General features: G+C 61.4%; 13 protein-coding genes. 7 read left to right on the top strand and 6 right to left on the bottom strand.

The window, feature by feature from the left end; genetic code table 11:
* Positions 1-100 precede the first annotated feature (100 nt).
* Positions 101-1,342: an SGNH/GDSL hydrolase family protein gene (locus V5E97_RS16085; protein WP_406700314.1), complete on the top strand. Its 1,242-nt coding sequence runs from the start codon at positions 101-103 to the stop codon at positions 1,340-1,342.
* Positions 1,339-4,782: a PVC-type heme-binding CxxCH protein gene (locus tag V5E97_RS16090; RefSeq protein ID WP_406700315.1), complete on the top strand. Its 3,444-nt coding sequence runs from the start codon at positions 1,339-1,341 to the stop codon at positions 4,780-4,782. The genes V5E97_RS16085 and V5E97_RS16090 overlap by 4 nt, the downstream gene beginning before the upstream one ends.
* Before the next feature lie 868 nt (positions 4,783-5,650).
* Here V5E97_RS16090 and V5E97_RS16095 read toward each other — a convergent pair.
* Positions 5,651-8,389: a WD40 repeat domain-containing protein gene (locus V5E97_RS16095; protein ID WP_406700316.1), complete on the bottom strand. Its 2,739-nt coding sequence runs from the start codon at positions 8,387-8,389 to the stop codon at positions 5,651-5,653.
* Between the two features lie 304 nt (positions 8,390-8,693).
* Here V5E97_RS16095 and V5E97_RS16100 point away from each other — a divergent pair, with 304 nt between their 5' ends.
* On the top strand, positions 8,694-9,044 hold the full coding sequence (locus V5E97_RS16100) for a DUF5658 family protein (RefSeq protein WP_406700317.1): 351 nt from the start codon (positions 8,694-8,696) through the stop codon (positions 9,042-9,044).
* Positions 9,045-9,377: 333 nt separating this feature from the next.
* A complete protein-coding gene (locus V5E97_RS16105) occupies positions 9,378-10,496 on the top strand; it encodes a carboxylate-amine ligase (protein WP_406700318.1) in 1,119 nt (372 codons plus the stop codon).
* Between the two features lie 13 nt (positions 10,497-10,509).
* Here V5E97_RS16105 and V5E97_RS16110 read toward each other — a convergent pair whose 3' ends face one another.
* The 3 genes from V5E97_RS16110 to V5E97_RS16120 form a co-directional block, all read right to left on the bottom strand.
* Entirely contained in the window at positions 10,510-11,691 is a 1,182-nt protein-coding gene (locus tag V5E97_RS16110) for a M20 metallopeptidase family protein (protein ID WP_406700319.1), read from the bottom strand.
* 130 nt (positions 11,692-11,821) lie between these two features.
* Positions 11,822-13,822 (bottom strand): Calx-beta domain-containing protein, encoded by a 2,001-nt coding sequence (locus V5E97_RS16115; RefSeq protein ID WP_406700320.1) that lies wholly within the window; start codon positions 13,820-13,822, stop codon positions 11,822-11,824.
* 446 nt (positions 13,823-14,268) lie between these two features.
* Complete coding sequence (locus V5E97_RS16120) at positions 14,269-15,219, bottom strand: 6-phosphogluconolactonase (RefSeq protein WP_406700321.1); 951 nt, start codon at positions 15,217-15,219, stop codon at positions 14,269-14,271.
* Between the two features lie 98 nt (positions 15,220-15,317).
* Between V5E97_RS16120 and V5E97_RS16125 the strand changes: the two genes are divergently transcribed.
* Positions 15,318-16,073 carry an HAD family hydrolase gene (locus V5E97_RS16125; protein WP_406700322.1) on the top strand — a complete coding sequence of 252 codons (756 nt, stop codon included), beginning with the start codon at positions 15,318-15,320 and terminating at the stop codon, positions 16,071-16,073.
* A gap of 161 nt (positions 16,074-16,234) precedes the next feature.
* Here the strand turns inward: V5E97_RS16125 and V5E97_RS16130 are convergent, their stop codons facing one another.
* Complete coding sequence (locus tag V5E97_RS16130) at positions 16,235-17,230, bottom strand: NADPH:quinone reductase (protein WP_406700323.1); 996 nt, start codon at positions 17,228-17,230, stop codon at positions 16,235-16,237.
* A gap of 268 nt (positions 17,231-17,498) precedes the next feature.
* On the opposite strand from V5E97_RS16130, the gene V5E97_RS16135 reads away from it, so the two are divergent.
* Entirely contained in the window at positions 17,499-18,332 is an 834-nt protein-coding gene (locus tag V5E97_RS16135; protein WP_406700324.1) for a hypothetical protein, read from the top strand.
* A 49-nt stretch (positions 18,333-18,381) separates the two neighbouring features.
* Positions 18,382-18,933, top strand: a complete 552-nt coding sequence (locus V5E97_RS16140; RefSeq protein ID WP_406701169.1) for an LOG family protein — start codon at positions 18,382-18,384, stop codon at positions 18,931-18,933.
* Positions 18,934-19,224: 291 nt separating this feature from the next.
* Here V5E97_RS16140 and V5E97_RS16145 read toward each other — a convergent pair whose 3' ends face one another.
* Positions 19,225-20,028 carry a TrmH family RNA methyltransferase gene (locus tag V5E97_RS16145; protein ID WP_406700325.1) on the bottom strand — a complete coding sequence of 268 codons (804 nt, stop codon included), beginning with the start codon at positions 20,026-20,028 and terminating at the stop codon, positions 19,225-19,227.
* Positions 20,029-20,036 lie beyond the last annotated feature (8 nt).

Raw genomic sequence — 20,036 nt, forward strand, 5'->3', positions numbered from 1 at the left:
GGATGGCGGCCCCTCCTCTCCGTGCAAAACAGGCTCCCCTTTTTTGACGCGTTTTCCGTTGGGGCGATTCCAATCATCGAATTCGGTCCGGAGTGACCTTGTGAAACGACCTCTCCCGTACGTCGCCGCGCTGGCCTCATGGCTCTGCCTGAGCACAATCGCGCACGCGGCCGACCGTAGCGTCTTCCCGTTCCAGGACGGCGATCGGATCGTGCTTCTCGGTGATGATCTGATTGAACGCAATCAGAAGCACGGCTACCTCGAGACATTGCTCACCCTTTTGAATCCCGAGAAGAACCTGACGGTCCGCAACCTTGGTTGGAGCGGTGACACCGTGTTCGGCGACGCCAGGGCGGGATTCGGCAAGCGTGCTGACGGTTTCAAGCAATTGAAGGAGCATGTGCTCGGGCTCAAGCCAACGGTCATCCTCGTCGGGTATGGGATGAGCGAATCCTTCGATGGCGAGCCTGGACTCGCTTCCTTCGAAATGGGCCTGAACGCATTACTTGACGTCTTGGCCGAGACGAAGGCCAAGGTGGTGCTCCTCTCACCGATCTCGCATGAAAAGCTCGGTCTTCCCCTTCCCGATCCGACCGTTCACAACCAGAAGCTCGGGCTCTACCGCGAGACGATCGCCCGGGTGGCGGGCAGCCGCGGCTATCCCTATATCAACCTCGCCTCGATCGGTTCCGGGTTCGACCCTTCGCGCAAGCCGGGCGAAAAGGACGCTCGACCCTTGACTGACGACGGGATTCATTTGACCGAGCATGGTTACGGGGTGGCTGACGCGAAGATCGCGTCCGAACTCCTGGAAAACCTGGGGAAATCGTGGTCCGTACGCGTTCGAACGGACGGCACGGCCGAGGCTCAGAACGCCAAGGTTTCCAACGTTCAAGTGTCCCCGCAACGGACTCGATTCGAGGTGCTGGGCACCTCCCTGCCGCTGCCAGCCCAACTCGCGTCGGCGAAGGAGAATCCCCGCGTTCTCAAGTTCGAGGGCCTGGCACCTGGTCGATACACCTTGAAAATCGACGGGCAGACCATCGCCTCGGGCGCCGCCGACCAGTGGAAGTCATGGGAACTCAACCAAGGGCCCGAGTTCGATCAGGTGGAAAAACTTCGCAAGGTCATCAACGAGAAGAACCTGCTTTATTTCCACCGCTGGCGGCCGCAGAACGAGACGTACCTGTTTGGTTTTCGGAAGCATGAGCAAGGCAACAACGCACGCGAGATTCCTTTGTTCGACCCACTCGTCGAGGCCAAGGAGAAGGAAGTTGCAACGTTGCGAGTTCCGGTCTCCCACGTTTATGAGTTGGTTCGTGAAAGCGAGGTGGGCCGATGATTCGCAACCGATTATTCTTCATCCTGAGCGTCTGCGTGGCCCTTGGTGCCGCCTCCTCGACCTTTGCCCAACGCGCCCCGTTCGAGATTCCCGATCCCGACCCGGAGGTCGAGCGCAAGTCGTTCATCGTGGCCGATGGTTTCGAGGTCAACCTGTTCGCCGCCGACCCGATCCTCGCCAAGCCGATCCAGATGAACTTCGACCCCCAGGGGCGGTTATGGGTCGTCAGCTCCGAGGTCTACCCGCAGATCAAGCCGGGGCAGACGGCCAACGATAAGGTGCTGGTCCTCGAGGATCGTGACGGCGACGGCCGCGCGGAGAAAACGTCGGTCTTCGCCGATGGCCTCCTGATCCCGACCGGCGTCGAGCCCGGTGACGGGGGAGTTTACGTCGCCAACAGCACCGAGCTGCTCCACTTCGCGGACACCGACAACGACGGCAAGGCCGATCGTCGCCGCGTCGTGCTCTCCGGATTCGGCACCGAAGACACCCACCATATCCTCCACACGCTCCGTTGGGGATATGATGGAATGCTCTATTTTAACCAGTCGATTTATATCCACAGTCATATTGAAACACCGCATGGCGTGCGACGACTCGGCGGCGGTGGAATCTGGCGGTTCCGGCCGGAGACGATGGAACTCGACGTGTTCATTCGTGGACTCGTCAACCCCTGGGGACACCATTTCGACCGCTGGGGCCAGTCGTTCGCGACCGATGGGGCAGGGGGGGAAGGGATCAACTACTGCCTTCCCGGCGCCTATTACCTCACGGCGCCCGACGCGACCCGGATCCTGCAGGGCCTCAACCCAGGAAGTCCGAAACACTGCGGCGCGGAGTTCGTGAGCGGACGACACCTCCCCGAGTCCTGGTCAGGAAGCATCGTCACCAGCGACTTCCGCGGCAATCGGGTCTGCCGGTTCGTGCTCAGTGAAGACGGCGCGGGCTATGCCTCGCGTGAGCAACCCGAGTTGATCAAGACCAAGCACATGGCCTTCCGGCCGATCGACGCCAAGATGGGCCCGGACGGCGCGATCTATATTGCCGACTGGTACAACCCGATCATCCAACATGGTGAGGTCGATTTCCGCGACCCGAGGCGCGATCACACCCGAGGGCGCATCTGGCGGGTCACCGCCAAAGGCCGCCCGCTCGTTGAACGGCCGAAGCTCGTGGGCGCGTCGACAGAAGCCTTACTTGCCGCCTTGAAAGCTCCTGAAGACTGGACCCGGCAGAACGCCCGAATGGTGCTCAAGGAGCGCGGCAAGTCGATCATCCCCGCGCTGAAGGATTGGGTCGCGAAGCTCGATTCCAACGACCCCGACGCCGAGCACCAGCGACTCGAAGCGCTCTGGACCTATCAAGCGATCAACGAAGTCGAGTCGGATTTGCTGGCGACGCTCTTGCGCAGCAACGATCCGCGGGTGCGCGCGGCGGCGACCCGAGTGGCCAGCCAGTGGCAGACTCGCCTGGCGGATCCGGTGGCCACGATGGCCCAGCAAGTGATCGATGACCACCCGCGAGTTCGGCTCGAGGCGGTTCGGGCACTGGGCCTGTTCCCGACCACGCAAGCCGCGGAACTGGCCATGAGTGCCCTCGACCGGCCGATCGATCGCTTTCTCGACTATGCGATCTGGCTCACGGCGCGCGAACTGGCGCCGACCTGGCTTCCCGAAGTCCAGGCGGGTCGTTTCGACTTCAAAGGGCATATCGGCCACCTCGTGTTCGCGCTCCAGGCCAACGGTTCTTCCGGCGTGGTCAAGCCGCTGGTCGAGTCGTTGCGGGCCTCGAAAATCCCCAAGGAGCAAGTCTCAGGGGTCTTGACGACGGTCGCCACCCTGGGAGATCCAGGCGACCTGGCCATGGTCCTCGACCTCGCCCTCGTTGAGGGGGGCTCGTCGACTCACGGCCAGCGTGCCACGCTCCTGGAGACCTTGGCGAAGGCCGCCCGGCAACGGAAAGTTCAGCCCACGGGAGACTTGAACCGAGTCGCTTCGTTGCTCGACGGCAAAGACGAGGCCCTCAGTCGGGCCGCCGCGGAAGCGGCCGGTGTCTGGAAGCTCGAGTCAGCTCGTCCCCGCCTTGTCGAACTGGCCAACGCGAAGACGACGTCCCCGACTCTCGCCCGTGTCGTGGTGGACGCGTTGGCCGAGATGGGAGGTCCGCAAAGCCGAACCGAGCTCGAGCGGCTCGCGGCCCCCGACGCGCCCGGCCAAACCCAGGCCCTTGCTATCAGTGCCCTCGCCTCGATCGATCCCAACGGAGCGTCGCAGCGCGCGATCGAACGCTTGACGAAAACGACGGAGCCGGCGGCCGTCGAGAGCCTGCTCGCTCGATTCCTCCAACTCCGAACGGGTCCGGCCGCGCTCACGGCCGCGTTGGCCGGCAAAACGCTCCCTTCCGACGTCGCCAAGGTCGCGATCCGCGCGGTTCGTGCCTCGGGACGCCCGGAGGAGAAGCTCGTCGAGGCGTTGACTTCAGCCGGCCAACTGGCCTCGGCCTCTGCGGAGCTCTCCCCCGAGCAAATGAAAGATTTCCTCGCCGACGTGGCTCGTCTCGGCGATGCCAAGCGGGGCGAGGAGGTGTTCCGCCGCAAGGATATGTCTTGCCTGAAGTGCCACGCGATCGTGGGGGCGGGAGGCCAAGTCGGGCCGAGCCTCGAAAGCATCGGTGCCAGCGCACCGGCCGATTACCTGGTCGACTCGATCCTCCTGCCGAGCAAGGCGATCAAGGAGAACTACCACGCCTTGGTGGTGGCTACCAGTGATGGCAAGATCATCACGGGCATCAAGCTCCGTCAGACGGAATCCGACCTGATCCTGCGGGATGCCGAAGACCAGGAGCTGACGATTCCGGTGGCGACGATCGAAGAGCAGAAACCGGCCGGCTCGCTGATGCCGGCCAACCTCACCGATCCCTTGACCCGTCCGGAACTGCTCGACCTCGTCCGGTTCCTTTCTGAGCTTGGAAAAATCGGCCCCTATTCGGTGAGCAAGGCACGCGTTGTCAGACGTTGGCGCGTTCTTGAGCCGACTCCGAAAGAGGCGCTGACGATTCAACACAGCGGGCTCGATGCGGCGATTGAGAGTGGTGAACTTCGCAGTTGGACGCCCGCGTACAGCCGGGTCTCGGGGCTGCTGCCGATCGAGGCGCTCAAGCCGTTCGGCTCCTACCAGGGAGCGTTCGGAATGGCCCGCGCTGAGATTGAAGTCACGACGCCCGGTCCGCTGAAACTCACCTTCAACCCCGTCGCGGGAATGAAGCTCTGGATTGACAACAAGAAGGTCGAACTCAAGCCCGAGGTCGTGCTGGATCTGCCGACGGGCGTTCACACCGTGACGCTCGGCGTCGATCTGTCAAAACGGCCTGACGGGATCGTTTGCACCCTTGAGGACGAGCCCGGCTCACCGGCCCGCGCTCGCGTGCTCGTGGGCAAGTAAACAAGGCCAAAATCGTTAGCGAAGGGCGAGCTTCGACGAAAGTCGTGCTTGCCCTTCGCAAGCCACTCGGTTTAGAGTGAATATGTAAGGATCTTCTGCCTGATTGCTTCTTGCGTTGTGAGGATCATCATGAGCCTACCCTCGCCACAACCGAGTGATCGTCAGCCCATCGTACAAGTGACTTCCATGCCGCCCCAGCCGGCTTGCCCTGCCTGCGGCGGTCGGCTCTTTGAGTTGCGAGGCAAGCTGCAATGTACTCGCTGCCGCACGATCTGCGAGACATGCTGTGAGGGGGGACGAGGCTGATACAGCTCGCTCTGTCTTTTCTCGGAGAAGATGGTGTAAGTATTGCTATCTTGAGTTTCGTTGGTGGCGACCATCTCACCCGAATATTTTTATACTTTGGTCCCAGATTCACGTTCGGAAATCGTCTGCTCTTGTAGGGTGGGCATGGCCAACCATCTTCGCTACTGGTTTCCCTTTGGATGTTTGTATGTAAGTGCCTGTATTCTGAGGTGGGACCAAGCGAGTCATGCCACTGGGCCCGGCTCAAACTGGCTTCCGCTTGGCGGCCTGGAGTGGGCCTCGACGTTGTGCACTCGAAGGTGATACCTGGTGGGCCGTGCCGACCCTGACGGGGCAGCAAACGATGAATGCCTCTGGAGTCAGGAGGCAGACTCCCTCGGGGGTCGCCGACTCACGGGGCATGGCCCGTCCTTCTGCCTTGCGGTAGTAAAACTGGATCTTGTCGGTTCGAGCAGGGCCGGCAATGGATCTGGATATCGCGCAAGACAAAGGAGGGAGGCCCCTGTCAAAGGGGGCTCCCTCCTCGAGTCGATCCGTCAGACCGGATGGGAACGACTACGTATCAAGGGATATTGAAGATATAACCCTTGTTGTCCGACGCCGCGATGGCGAGCTGCTTGCCGTCCGGGCTCCAGGAGATTCCGTAGGCCATCGTGTTGGGGGCGACTTTCTGATTGAAGATCGCCTTGGCTCCCTGGACGTCCCAGACGAACAAATTCCCGCCGTAGCCGATGGACGCCAGCCGCTTGCCGTCAGGACTGAAGGTCAGCGAGTAGACGTCGTCGGGGTGGCCGTCGAGCTTGTTCAGCTCTTTGCCATCGGCGACGTTCCAGATGCGGATGGTCTTGTCGACCGAGCCCGAGGCGAGTTTGGCACCATCGGGTTGGAACGCCACACAATAGACTGCGGCGCCATGCCCCGCGCTCTTGCGGAGTTCTTTGCCGTCGGCCGGATTCCAGAACTTGACGAGCTTGTCGTCGCCGCCAGTGACGAGGAGATCCCCCTTCGGGCTATACGCCACGCAATAGACGACATTTTCGTGGGCCTTCTCCAAGGCGCGGATCTGGGTCCCTTTTTCGACGTCCCAGATCCGGGCCGACTTGTCGGCCGCCCCGGTGGCCGCCTGTTTGCTGTCCGGGGACCAGGCCACGCTGTAGACCTGTCCTGTGTGACCGGCCAGATTCTTCGACGCACCCGGCGTTTCCAGGGTCCAGACCTTGGCCGTCTTGTCCTCCGAAGCGGTCACTACCGTCGCGTTGTCTGGTAGGATCGCGACCGCGAGCACGGGGCCGGCGTGGCCACTGACGGTCTGACGCTCGGCCTTCGTTGCGTCGGCCTGGGTCAGGTCGAACACCTTGGCGGTGTTATCGGCCAGGCCGATCACGAGCAACTTATTGTCGGCCGAGGTCGCGACTGACAGGACAGCATTCGCCTGAGCCGGGTAGCTCAGCAACGGCTTCCCATCGGCCACGTTCCAGGTCTTGACTGTTTTATCAGCCGATCCTGATACGATTTTCGATCCATCCTTGGTGTACGCGACTGCCTTCACTGCCTCGGTATGGCCGGCGAGCGGCCGGATCAGGTTCCCTGTGTTCGTATCAAAGACCTTGACCGTCTTGTCGGCTGAGGCCGTGGCAATCTGCGAGCCGTTGGGATGAACGGCGAGGCCGAGAACGGGACCTTCGTTGCCCGCATAGACACGAACCGCCGCGGGCTTCCAGATTCGCAGCTTGTTTTCTCCGCCAGCCGAGACGACCGACGCATTGTCGGGCAGGGTCGTCACCGCGAGCACTGCCGCGCCATGGGAACTGGATTGCTGAAGCTCGCGTGCGTTGGGGACATCCCAGAACCGGACCGAATTGTCGGCCGAACCGCTGGCGACCCGATTGCCATCGTTCGAGAGAAAAACGCTTTTGACCGGTGCGGTATGTCCCGAGAGTGTGGCCACATTCTTCGCATCGCCGATAGTCCAAACTTTGATGTTCTTGTCGGCCGATCCGGTCACGAGCCTGGCACCGTCGCGCGACACGTTGAGCGTCAGCACGGGTTCGGCATGGCCCGCGAAGTCGCGGATCAATTTGCCCTCCTTGACGTCCCAGAGCTTGGCCAGCTTGTCATCTGAGGCCGAGACTAACAAGTTGCCGTCATTGGGGGTGAATTCAAGGGCGTTCACCTTGGCGTCGTGGCCGGCGAATTCCTTGACGACTTTCGCCTCGGCAGCATCAAGGATTCGAATGAGCTTGTCTTCGCTCGCCACGGCGAGTTGCGCACCGTCGGCCCGGAACGCCAGTGCGGAGATGGGAGCGGGGAGGGGTTCAGATCGCTTGACCTCCGCGCCGTCGGCCGTGTTGCAGATCCGGACCGCATGATTGGCCAGGGCGATCGCGACCTGGCTGCCGTCGGTCTTCAAAGCAAGCCCTGTGATTGGTTCTTCCGAGGCGGGGATTTCCTTGACGAGCGCTCCGTCCGCGGCGTTGTAAACCCGGACCACCTTGTCGGGGCCGGCGGAGGCGAATCTCGCTCCATTCGCGCTGAAGGCGAAGACCGTGTTGGTGCCCGCGAGGTCGACGACCTTCGGGTCGGCGACGGGCAGTTGCCAGAGTCGCGCCAGGCCATCGGACCCGGCCGAGACGAGTTGCAGGTTGTTGGGGAGATAACTCAGGCTGAGCACGGTGTCGGCTGGTGTCTCGATGACTCCTTGAGGAGCTCCATCGGCGGCGTTCCAAAGGCGGATCGTGCGGGCCTTGTCGCCCGAGGCGAGCTGCGCTCCGTCGAGGCGCCAGGCCGCGCTCTCGACTTCGGCGGCGTGTCCTTCCAGATCCTTCACCGGGGTACCCGCGGCGAGGTCCCAGAGCTTGACGGACTTGGCCGAGGCGGCCGCGGCCTGCGTCCCGTCGGGTTTGACGGCCAGGGCGTGGACGCCGCCCGGGTGTCCGGCCAGGTCCTTCGAGGCTCCGCCCCCGGGCATCCGCCAGACCTTGGCGGTTTTATCCAGGCTCCCGGAGAGGATGCTCTTTCCATCGGGCGAGGTCGCGACGGAGAGGACGAGGTTGGAGTGGCCTTCAAACTTCTTGATTTCTTTGCGCGTGGCGACGTCCCAGAGCCGGACCGTGCTGTCGAAGCCGCCGGTGACGACGGATTTTCCGTCCGGGCTCCAGGCGACGGAATAGACCGGCTCGGTGTGTCCGTCAAGGGTGCCGACAACAGTCGCCGCTTGCTGCGCCAGAGCAACGGCAGTGGTTGCCAGGGCGACCGTCAGCGCGGCCGCAACCCTGGATCGATGAATAGAGACGCGTCTCATGAGTAAAGACTCGCAACGTTGAGGATCGTTGACGCCGGGTTTGGCAGGGGATCGCGACTTTCGGTCACGACCCGGTCTCGTTGGCCGCCCCGTCGAGGCACTTCCGCGTTCGACGAGGGGATTTGCACGAAGCCGAACATAGACGCCGCTTGCCACTGATGCAACGTTTTTCTCCCGGCCTCATCGTTGCATTCCCTTGTCTCACTGAGCGGATCGGGTGATTTCCGCATCGTCGATTGACGGCACGATCGGTTAAGCTAATTCAATGGCCCCGATCAAAGCTTTCGGAAACTGGCTGAGGACGATGAACCGCGAGTTCCACGGCGATCCTCTCCTCTTGAGTCGAGAGAGCGCGGCGATTCTCACGGTGAGTGTCCTCGACTTGCTCATGACTTACGTTTTACTGCGGCAAGGGTTTCATTTTTATGAATCCAACCCGCTCGCTCGCTGGTTCTTCTTGCGCTGGAATATGGCGGGGATGGTGGCTTTCAAGTTTCTCCTGATTGCCCTGGCCATCGTGTTCTGCGAGATCGTGGAACGTCGTCGTCCCGGTCTTGGTCGTCGAGTCCTTGGGTTTGGAACCGTGGCGGCCAGCGCTGTGGTCGCATACAGCCTGCTTCTGTTTTACCAGCATGTTTTCCCGGTCCCAGGTTGATCAAGCCCGGAATCGGAACGTCACCCCTGTCCAGTCCGATCGTGAGCCTTGAGGAACCCAAGAGCCGTTTCACGGTTCACGATTGCATGGCCGGCAACGATCCTCTCGCGGCGCTCAGGATCAGCGAGGCGCTGCTCTGGCCCCTGGTCCGCTGGCTTGGTTCGCCTCATAAGTCGGCTCGGGTCAGAGATTCCGAAGTCAACGACCCCACGATCGTTCTGGTTCTCGGCATCAAATCTGCCGTAGGTCTCCTGAAGCCGAACCCCCCATCGATGCCCGATTCCGCTCGGCGCTGGCCGGGAGTTCGAGTCGGACGAGTAAGGAGCGATTCGCGTGGGCCAGTCCATCGAAGATTTCACGATCGGCGTCGAAGAAGAATATCAAATCGTCAATCCCGAGACCCGTGAACTTCGGCAGCGTGCGCAGCGAATCCTGCGGAAGGCGCAGGCGACGGTCGGTGAAGATGTGACGAATGAACTCTACCTGTCGCAGATTGAGATCGGCACTCCGGTTTGCAAAACCCTTGGTGAGGTCCGCGCTGAGTTGGTCCGGCTGCGAAGCGGGGTCATCAATGCGGCCCAACGTGAAGGAAGCCGGATCGTCGCCGCGGGGACCCATCCCTTTTCGCACTGGGAAGATCAGGCGATCACGCCCAAGCCTCGTTACTATGGCATCGCAGCCGATTTCCAGCAGCTGGCCCGTGAGCAGATCATCTTCGGCTGCCACGTCCATGTTGGAATCTCCGACCGAGAGCTCGCGATCCAGGTGATGAACAGGGCTCTCCCTTGGTTGGCACCGTTGCTTGCCCTCACGGGCAATTCTCCATTCTGGCTTGGGATGGAGACGGGCTATTCAAGCTACCGAACCGAGTTGTTTCAGCGGTTCCCGATGGCGGGAACTCCCCACGTTCTGGCGTCGCGCAGCGAGTATGACGACCTGGTTACCTCCCTCATCGAGACGGGCAGTATCAGCGAAGCGTCGAAGATCTACTGGGATATCCGCCCCTCGTCTCACTTCGAGACGCTCGAGTTTCGCATCACCGACGTTTGCACCTCGATTGATGAGGCCGTCATGGTGGCAGGCCTCTGTCGCGCCTTGGTGCGAACCTGTTACTCCCACGCCGAGCGCGGATTGCCGATCGAATACGTCCGTCCCGAGCTGTTGCGGGCCGCGAAGTGGCGTGCTTCGCGCTACGGACTCGAAGGGGAACTCATTGATGTCGAAGCCCGACGTGCCGTCCCGGCCGCTCAGTTGATCAAGAAGTTCCTGGAATTTCTTCGCCCCTCGCTCGAGGAGACAGAAGAGTGGGACGAGATCGGCACCCTCGTCTTTGAAACGCTCGACCGCGGGACGGGAGCCAAACGCCAGCGCGACGCCTATTCGCAACGCGGGCGATTCGAAGACGTGGTCGATCTCCTCATCAAAGAAACAGCGCGAGACACTGAGTCTTGAAGCGAGCGTTTCCTCAGCGGGCGAGTAGCACGGCGCTTCTCGCCAGGATCTTGGCGCCAAGGGCCAGCGCACGCTCATCGATATCAAAGTCGGGAGAATGGAGCGCGGGCCAGCGTTCGCCACTCGCCACGCCGAGGCGGAGCAAGCAACCGGGTGCTTGAGAGAGATACCCTGAGAAGTCTTCAGCCCCCATGCTCGGCAACGGAATCGATTCGACCTGGTCGATCCCAACCACCTCTTCAGCCGCCTGACGACAAAGATCGCTGATGTTGGTGTCGTTGACGACCGCATCCGTCCCGATGCTGAACGAGAGGTCGATGAAACAGAGAGTCGCCTCGGCCACACCGCCAGCAATCTGAAGCAATCGCTCGCGAACCTTGGCCGCCGTGGCGTGGCCAAGCGTTCGGATCGTCCCACGAAGGGTAACACGATCGGGGATCACATTTGAGCTGGTTCCGCCAGCGATCGCTCCAAAGGTAACGACCACGGCGTCGCGGGAATCGATGGACCTTGGGATCAACTGGTAGATTGAGCTGATGTATTGCGCCGAGGCGGCAATCGGGTCGTGCGTCAGATGTGGCCGAGCCGCATGTCCTCCGACGCCGCGGATCGTAACGTCGAACTCCTGGCAAAAGGCCGTCATGACCCCACGGCGGAGGGCGACCCGACCGACCTGGAGTTCCGGGGCCACATGGAGAGCGACAATCGACCGTACGCCTTCGACGGCTCCGGCCGCGACCATCTGCAAGGCCCCTTCGCCCACTTCCTCGGCCGGTTGGAAGATCGCCCTCCAGGGTACGGGCCAGGGAAACAGGTCGTCGCACTGCTGTAGCGCCAACGCGGCACCCAGGACCATGGTGGAATGGGCGTCGTGGCCACACGCGTGCATCACGCCGGCTCGCTCCGAGCGGTAAGCTACCTCTTTCCGATCCTGAATTCGGAGCGCGTCCATGTCGGCCCGGAGCGCCACGGCTCGTCCCTCCGCTGAGAGCGAGGAGCCTGCGATGATCCCCCGGCCTTCGAGCAGGATCTTGTAGGGCAGACCCGCCGCGAGCAGTTGGTTGCCAAGGTACCGGGTGGACTCAAACTCTTCTCGACTCGGCTCGGGATGACTGTGAAGGTGGCGTCGGATTCCGAGCAACCGATCGGAGATTGCGTCGATATGTTCGTCGATAGCCAGTCGCCAGTCGCTCATTCCGATCCGAACTCCCCGTCATTCCGGTTTTGATTTGCATCCATCATAGACTCTGGGCCACCCCACTCGCCACCCGCAAGGCTCCCGGGAACACGGCCAGATCAGGGATCATCACCGGTCGGGCGACTCGTTAACTCGCTCCGTTGAGGACATCGAGCCAGGCTAATCGGGTGATCGACTGCGATGAACTCTTCCGTCGGGGCAGTGTGCTCGTTGCCTGGTCGTCACCCGTGATGATTTCCACGGAATTGCTTGAGGTTTCTCCCTGGGAAGTTGAGAGCGCGGTGAAGGCCGACGCGGCCGAACTCACCTGTTGGGCAGAGACGGTTGAGAGTGCGGTCAGGCTGTTCCCCCCGAACTTGCCTAGTTTTTTCAGGCTGGCGATGGGGGCCTGGAGGGGAATGTCGAAGTAGTTCGTCGCACCGAAGTAGACAAGCCGCTGTGACTGGTCGATCGGGTTGAGAATGACCCACTGCCCGTTACTCGGCCGGAAGACGGCCATTTCCGTCCGGCCGACTCCGTCGTAGTCACCCGGTACGGGGATATCGAAGAGGTTGGCTGCCCCATAGCTCACAAAGCGCTGGGTGTTGGTCAGGGGGTTGTAGATCGCCCAGGTCGCGGTACTGGGCCGGAAGACTGCGAGTTGCGTTCGGCCGATCCCGTCATAGTCGCCCGGCACGGGAATGTCGAACAAATTCGTCGCCCCGTAGTAGGCGACCCGCTGCGTGTTGGTGATCGGATTGTAGATGATCCACTGGCCGGTGCTCGGGCGAAAGACTGCGGGTTGAGTCCGGCCGATTCCGTCATAGTCGCCCGGTACAGGGATATCGAACAGATTCAAGGCCCCGAAGTAGACCACACGCTGGGTCTGATTGACCGGGTTGAGAATGATCCACTGGCCTGTCGACGGCCGGAACACGGCCTGCTCGGTCCGGCCGATCCCGTCATAGTCGCCCGGCACGGGGATATCGAAGAGGTTGGCCGCGCCAAAGGCGCTACCGCGTCCGCCCGTATGATTCAGGATGGTCCACATTGCGTTCGAAGGGCGGAAGATCCCAATCTGAGTGAATCCGACGCCGTCGTAGTCCCCGATCGGATGATGTCCCGGAGCGATGATCGTGACGACCGCCGAACTGGGAAAGCCCAGCGTCGCCCCCGCGCTCGGGTTCGCCAGAATCAGGTTGATCGTCTCATTCCCATCAGCAACCTGGTCGTTGAGGATCGGGATGACGAACGATTGAACGGTCTGGCCAGGCGCAAAGTTTAAGGTGCCAGTGACCGCCGTATAATCGAAGCCAGCGGTCGCCGTCCCGTCGCTGGTCGCATAACTGACCGAGGCCGCACCGCTGCCGCCGCTTCGCTGCACGGTCACAAGGAGGCTGCCGCTCGTCTCGGAGACGGTGTAACTCGGTGCGCCCCACTGAAAGACCGACTGAGCGGGAGGTTGAACAGACCAGCCGAGATCCTTCAGGACCGCGTAATCAAGACTGGTGAAGGTCCGCCTCAGACCCGACTGAACGGTCGGTGTCATCAGGGCGTCGACACCGTCCGACTTTGTTCCCGGGGCCCAATGCTGGGCGTTTGTGTCGAGCAGAACGGCTTGCCCTCCCCGATTTGCCATCGAGGTGGGACCGACGAATGTCCCTGCCGAGACGTAGGTTGACCATGAGGGGCTGGTACCAACTCCCAGAACGTGACCGACTTCATGCTCGGCGACCGTGCGGAAATCGGTCTGATTCCTGGCCAGTCCGTTCGTATCCTGGCCGTAGAACCAGCTCGTATCGCCCGAGTTATCAAATGAGATCGAGCCTCCCCAGGGGCCGAAATCGGTCGGGTTGGCGGCGAGGGCGCCCGTCTGACCTCGCGCGGAAATGAGGTCCAACCAGGCTTGGCTCCCCTGGGCCCCAAATCCGCCGGTGCTCCCTTCACCCGCCTCTGACTCGCCCGGCAACGACCTTCCGCCGACGAAGATCACGATCGTATTCGCCGGAACCACCATGTTGTCGATCGTCGTGAGCTGGCCATTGCTCGGGTTAGGGAAATGGGCCATCCACGTGTTCGAACCCGAGGCCTGAATCGCCAGCAAGTTGTCGTTCAAGACGCTGGCGACGCTGTTCGCCGCCGCTTCCATCACGTTTCGTTTGGTCGGTGTGTCGAAAAAATTCGAAGAATCGTAAGTATAATCAATTTTAATCGTGAGACTGAGTAGCGTTCGTTCCTCGAGTTCCCCAACGGTGGGAACGAGCCGCGCACGCTTCCTGAAGTCGGACGAACGGAGTGTTGACTTCCCGAAGCTTCGGAGTCGTCGCAAAGTGGCTCGCATGGCTCGTCCCGGCGGAAAACAAGAATCGATGTAAGTCAGGAAGTCGTCGCGAAATAGGTGACCGTGTCGACCGATCCTTTTGATCGTGCGAAGCCTGGCTTGTGGGGCGGTCGAACTGCAAACACACGCACCGGTAAGTTGGAAGAGAGCCCCAACGGCAACGACGCGGAATTGAACCCTCACCCGTTTGGGCCACGGGTGAGGGCTCTGTAGAGAGTCTACGATACAAATCGAGAGAGGCAGGTGCTTCGTGCTCAGTTCATTGCCGGCTCGAGCGGACCTGCAAGTTGATCCATATAGTAGAGCCGGCCCGGAAGTGTCGGCATGAAGGAACTGGGGATCCAGGGCGTGGGCCCGTACCTCAAGGTCATCCAGAGGCTCATGCCTTGCCACTGCATCCCTCGATCGAACATGCCGTCGGCACCTCCGATAATCCGGTCCGCTTGGAGAAACAGGCCTGGCCCAATCGTATTGGCGAACGCGGGGACGAGCGTGGTCCGGCTCTTGAAGCTGGTCAAGGCGTTCTGTTCGATCGTCAGCGGGTGGAGCAAGGCGCCGATTCGATGCGTTTGCGCCTTCCATTCGTCGACGTTGGCGTAATCGGCGGCAAAATGCGGCTCCCAGAACGCGATATGGCAGACCCGCCCGATCCCGAAGATCACGATGAGTTCGGCTCCTTCGCCTTTCAACTCAGCGATTCGGGCCGCGTAGTGGGGGAGTCGATCGGAGGTTGCAAACCAGCGCTGAGACTCGGGAACGGTTTTGGAACCGAGCGGTCCGTAGAACGCCGTTTGCATGGCATTTTGAAACGCTCCCGGGTCGGTGGGGGGGAGGGTGGCTCCTTGCCGGTCGCTCCACTCGTCCATGTTAAACCCATAAACGTGGTCGCAAGAAACGTTCCACTCCTTGAGGAAATAGACCGCCCAGCGGTACATTCCCATCGGGCCGACGGGCAAGATGAGAGCGAGCTTACGCCCTTCCTGGCCGGTTCGCTGGATGGCGCGAGCGATCTCGTGACCGAGCATGACGTCGAAATCGGCCAGGGATGTGCAGGGGATCGGTTGGAAATCCGCATGCCACCAAGGCTGGCGCTCGCCGATGGCCTCAGGAGGATGCGAACAGCAAGCATCAATCTTGGCGAGGTCCCAGCCCTTGGGGAGAAATCCTTCCATCATGGAACCGGCGAAGGTCGTCAAGAGGTTCATAGGAGTGCTGCGTCCTCGTTAGAGCGTGCCGAATTGCGGCAGATCCGATGGGGTTTGAGCCGTCGCTGGCAGGGCAGCGACGGTCCAGGGGAAAGAGCATGATTCGCTGGGTGTTTCTCGATGTCGGCAATATCCTACTCGACGAAGATCCCATCGCATACCATTGCACGCGGCTCCATTGGGAGGCCGTTCAGCGCGTTCGCTCCGGCCCGACCTTCCTCGAGTTCATCGCCGCCCGCGAAGAACGGTCGCTCCAAGGGTCTCGCTGGCCGCTCTACGACGTGGTTTCGGCCTTGATCGATGAGGCCGCCTGCGCCGAGGCCTGGAACCTGGCCGAACGTGAAATCCGAGCCCAATTCCGCGAACTCTCTCCGATCATTCCCGGGGCGCGCGAGCTTGTCGACCGACTTGCCCGCCGGTTTCACCTGGGTCTCATCGCGAATCAAGGTCCGGAATGCCGGAAACTGATCGACGACTTGGGCCTGCTCAGTCAGTTCAAGGTCGTGATCTTGAGCGAGGAAGTCGGGATCTTCAAACCCGATCCGGCCCTCTACCTTCGAGCGATCACCGACGCGGGCGTGGACGCAAATGAATGCGTCATGATCGGCGACCGGCTCGACAATGATATCGAACCGGCCGCGACGCTTGGGATGGCCACGGTTTGGGTACGCTGGCCAGCGAGGAAACGCAAGGACTGGCGTCCCGATAACCCGGATGCCCTGGCCTTCCGAGATTCCCTCGAGAGGACCACCGCGCAATCGGTCGGCCACTATCGAGGGCCACTGCCTGGCCTGATTGCGGACCAGCTTTGGGACATCGACCCCGTCGAGGTGGCGAACCTCTCACGGCTTTAACCCGTTTAGGAAAGTGATGCCCGGTGAAGCGGGGGCAGCGCCCTGTCACTCGTGGCAATCAGCTTTCTCGCTACCAACAATAAGAGACCCGAACGACAGGCACGGGTCTGTTATTGCTGAATCAAGAGAAATAAGGAATTTTGTGTATCAAAGAATCCTCGTTATGAAATCGCGATCACCACTTTTCCCGTGAGGGTGCCGGCCTTTTCTAGGGTGTTTTGTTCGAGGAAACGTTCGGCCTGGGCCGCTTCGGCCAGGGGGAATTCACGGCCGACGATCGGCTTCAATTGGCCCGATTGGGTCCAGCGGTTGATGTCGTCAGCGCATCGTTGCTGTTCTTCGGCGGTGGCATTGAACATGGCGAAACCGAGTATTGAGCAGTCTCGGGGATAGAACGAACCGAGCGGTAAGACCGGCTCGGCGGCTCGGCCTGCCATCAGGATCATGCGTCCGCGCTTGCGGAGCAACGGGATGGCTACCTTGAGATCCGGTTCACGCTGGGTTTCATACCAGAGGTCGATGCCGTCGGGGGCGAACGCACGGAGTTGTTCGGGGATGGCATCGGTCTTGTAATTCAGGGCAAGATCAGCGCCTAGCGACTTGCAGAGCTCGATCTTCTCGGGACTTCCCGCCGAAGTCACCACTCGGGCTCCGGCGGCCTTGGCCATCTGGATGACCATCGACCCGATGCCGCCGCTGCCGCCCGGAACGTAGACCGTCTCGCCCGTTTGGAGTCGTCCGGACCGGAACAGGCCGAGGTGTGCGGTGAGCCCAACCATGGCAAGAGCCGCGGCGGCTTGATGGGAGAGGTTTGCAGGCGTCGGATAGCACCACTCTTCGTCGATTACAGCGAATTCGGATGTCACCCCCTGCCGTCCGAGTATCCCTTGGTTCGACCCCCAGACCCGGTCGCCGACTCGGAATCGCTTCGATCCGGGATCCGCATGTTCCACGGTCCCGGCGAAGTCGCAACCGAGGATGTAGGGGAAGGACAGGGGCATCGTCACCAGGCCGGATCGGATGTAGAGGTCGATCGGATTGAGCGCCGAGGCTCCGACCTTGACGAGCACCTGACCAGGACCCGGCTTCGGAGTGGGCAAATCGCCCACCTTGATTTCGTCGGTTGAACCGGTCTTCTCGATGAACGCGGCGCGCATCGTAAACAACTCCTTTTGAGAGGGTTGGGGCCTCGATCGACGCCACAAATCCCGCATTGAGCATGATCGCGAGGGCGTGCCCGGCGTCGGAGATTTCTGATCGATCGGCTGTCGACCGGCCTGGGATCTCCCCGAGGGACGTCCTCCCGGGTCAGAGCGTTCGGCGATGGAACTCTTGCAGAGCTTGGCGACGAACTTCATGATAACGGCCGGTGTCTGACGGGTGGAACCCCGTGCCGCCATCTTGCTCGTCCCGGAGCCGTAGCCCATGAGCGATCCCTCGACTACCGTACCGACGGCCGCGACCAATCCTCCCGCCGCTCCGCCGTCATCCATGGAAAGCAAGATCCACGACCACACCGAGGGAATCCAACTCGACATCGGGGGAGAGGAGGGGGTCGATAGGCGGCTCGCCGAGATTGAGATGGAAGGGGAAGAGGTCGCCGCGGGCTGGAAGCCCGCGCCGCACCAACCGCTTTCCCCCGAAGTCCGATTTCTCCACATCTCACGAACGATCCATCAACTGATTACCGACCGAAATCGCTCCGTCGGAATCTTCCTGGCTGTCGCCTCCCTCTCATTCGCCGCCTCAACCGCGCTCTTGAACGCGCGGCCTGACGTCGTTCCGATCATTCCGTTGAAAACACTCCAGTACTGGTGTTTGCCGGTTACGTTCGGCACGCTCGCCATCATCGGCGTCTTCATGGGCCTGATCCTGGTTCGAACCCGGATCGGCCTCATTTATGAAGTCTCCAAGATGAACGCTCTGCTCGGATTGCCTTCCGAACGGGTCAAGCGGGTCAACCCGTTTTCGATCTTTTTTCTCATGTATCTGATGGTTTGCCTCTGTGGCGCCGCCGCGGGGGGCCTTTCGGTGGGCATGTTGATGGTGAACCCTGGGCCGGTAACCTCCAACCCAACGTCCGAGGGCGAGAGCCCTGTCGTCGTCGTCGAGTCGAGGGTGCCTCAGAGTCAGAGTCAGGCTCCGCTGCTGGCAGGCTCCGCGGTTGGACTGCTCTACACGGCGGCTCTCCTGGCGATCTATTTCAGTATGGTCCTGAATGCCACCAGCGAGGAAAAACTTGTCAAAGCTCGCCGTTGATTTCGAGATCTGCAATCGTCCTTATCTTTGCGTTTTCTGTGGCTCATCCATGGGCTCGCGTCCCGCCTATGCCGACGCGGCGCAGCGGGTCGGCTCCGCGATCGCGACCAACCGTTTGGGACTGGTCTATGGAGGAGGTCGGGTTGGCTTGATGGGCGTGGTTGCCGACGCGACCTTGGCCGGCGGCGGCCCCGTCGTGGGCGTGATCCCGGATCCACTTGCGACCAAGGAGGTGGCCCACCGGGGCGTCACTGAACTGATCGTCGTGCCGGGAATGCACGAGCGGAAGGCCAAGATGGCCGAACGCGCGGCCGGTTTTCTCACCCTGCCCGGCGGTGTGGGAACCTTGGAAGAATTCTTCGAGATTATCACCTGGGCCGTGCTGGGCCTCCATCGAAAGCCGATCGGGATCCTGAACGTCGACGGCTACTTCGACTCGCTTCTCGCGTTTCTGGACGACTCCGTCGCTCAAGGCTTCGTTCGGCCCGCGCATCGAGAGCTCATGGTCGTCTCCGACAATCCTGAGACGCTAGTCGCCAACCTACTTGATCACACGATGCCTCCAGTGGGTCGTCGATGGATCGAGTCGGATGAGACCTAATGGTGCATCCGGCAATGACGTTGACGCTGAGGAAACCGGAACACGGCCGCCCCGGTCGTCATTCGAGATGGGTCGGCGCGAGCCCGAGGGGTGTCAGGGGCGCAGAGAAACACGTCCAGGCCGGCCGGGCTACTGGTTGAGGCTCGGCCCTCCCGAAATTGAGAGCGTGCCAGATACACAAATGAGCCCATCGGACGGATCCGCATGAAGCTTGTTGTTCGAGTGAGTCGATGAATGCCGCCCATTGATTCCACGACGCGCGGCACGACATACCAAGGCCTGTCGAGGTCGTCAGGCCCCCCCTTTGGTTGGCGAGAAGTGATAGAGAAAAATCCCAGCCGCCACGGCCACGTTCAGGGATTCGGCATTGGGACGCATCGGGATGGTGACTTGCCGTTGACACTGGCGAACCCAGTGGGGAGCGAGGCCTTCGCTCTCGCTCCCCATGAAGAGTGCGAGTCGTTCCGTGCGTTGCACCGATTCGAACGGCTCGGCCAGCGGGTCGACGACTGTGGCCATCAACTCGAATCCCCAGTCCGAGCGGAGCCGATTCAGTTCGAGGTCCAGATCTTCCCGAACGAGCACAGGCAGGCGCAACGAGGTGCCCATCGACACACGAAGCACCCGGCGTGAGAGGGGATCCGGACACGAGCCACCCACGAGTACCGCGTCGACGCCGAACACGTCCCCGATCCGAATGATCGTCCCCAGGTTCTCAGGGTTGTTCAACTCCGGACAGACGACGATCGTCGAGCGCTCCCCTTGTCCCACAATCTCCGCCAGCTCGGGCCAGGGACGGCGATACCCGCAGGCCAGGACCCCACGATGGAAGTTGAAACCGACGATCACGCTGATCAAGTCGTGAGAGACGACATAAAAGGGAATGTCGGGGGGTATGATGGCCTCGACCAGAGCCGCGTGTCGCTCGGTCGCCAGTACGGACGCGAGCGGGAAAGAACTTTCGACTAATCGCTCGAGAAGCTTTTCGCCCTCGACAACGAACTGATCGTCGTCGCGCGTCTGATTCGTGCGCTTGAGGTTGCGATATTTGGCGATTCGAGGATCGTCGAGGTTGTCGATCAGAACCTGGGGCATTCCTGAAA

The organism is Singulisphaera photorubra, from assembly GCF_045290345.1.
Taxonomy (GTDB): Bacteria; Planctomycetota; Planctomycetia; order Isosphaerales; family Isosphaeraceae; genus Singulisphaera.

Excerpts from the sequence above, each read along its gene's own strand:
- V5E97_RS16130 (WP_406700323.1), bottom strand. The coding sequence starts at position 17,230 with ATGCGCGCCGCGTTCATCGAGAAGACCGGTTCAACCGACGAAATCAAG.
- V5E97_RS16145 (WP_406700325.1), bottom strand. The coding sequence starts at position 20,028 with ATGCCCCAGGTTCTGATCGACAACCTCGACGATCCTCGAATCGCCAAA.
- V5E97_RS16125 (WP_406700322.1), top strand. The coding sequence starts at position 15,318 with ATGATTCGCTGGGTGTTTCTCGATGTCGGCAATATCCTACTCGACGAA.
- V5E97_RS16095 (WP_406700316.1), bottom strand. The coding sequence starts at position 8,389 with ATGAGACGCGTCTCTATTCATCGATCCAGGGTTGCGGCCGCGCTGACG.
- V5E97_RS16115 (WP_406700320.1), bottom strand. The coding sequence starts at position 13,822 with ATGGAAGCGGCGGCGAACAGCGTCGCCAGCGTCTTGAACGACAACTTG.
- V5E97_RS16110 (WP_406700319.1), bottom strand. The coding sequence starts at position 11,691 with ATGAGCGACTGGCGACTGGCTATCGACGAACATATCGACGCAATCTCC.
- V5E97_RS16135 (WP_406700324.1), top strand. The coding sequence starts at position 17,499 with ATGAGCGATCCCTCGACTACCGTACCGACGGCCGCGACCAATCCTCCC.
- V5E97_RS16140 (WP_406701169.1), top strand. The coding sequence starts at position 18,382 with ATGGGCTCGCGTCCCGCCTATGCCGACGCGGCGCAGCGGGTCGGCTCC.
- V5E97_RS16090 (WP_406700315.1), top strand. The coding sequence starts at position 1,339 with ATGATTCGCAACCGATTATTCTTCATCCTGAGCGTCTGCGTGGCCCTT.
- V5E97_RS16100 (WP_406700317.1), top strand. The coding sequence starts at position 8,694 with ATGAACCGCGAGTTCCACGGCGATCCTCTCCTCTTGAGTCGAGAGAGC.
- V5E97_RS16120 (WP_406700321.1), bottom strand. The coding sequence starts at position 15,219 with ATGAACCTCTTGACGACCTTCGCCGGTTCCATGATGGAAGGATTTCTC.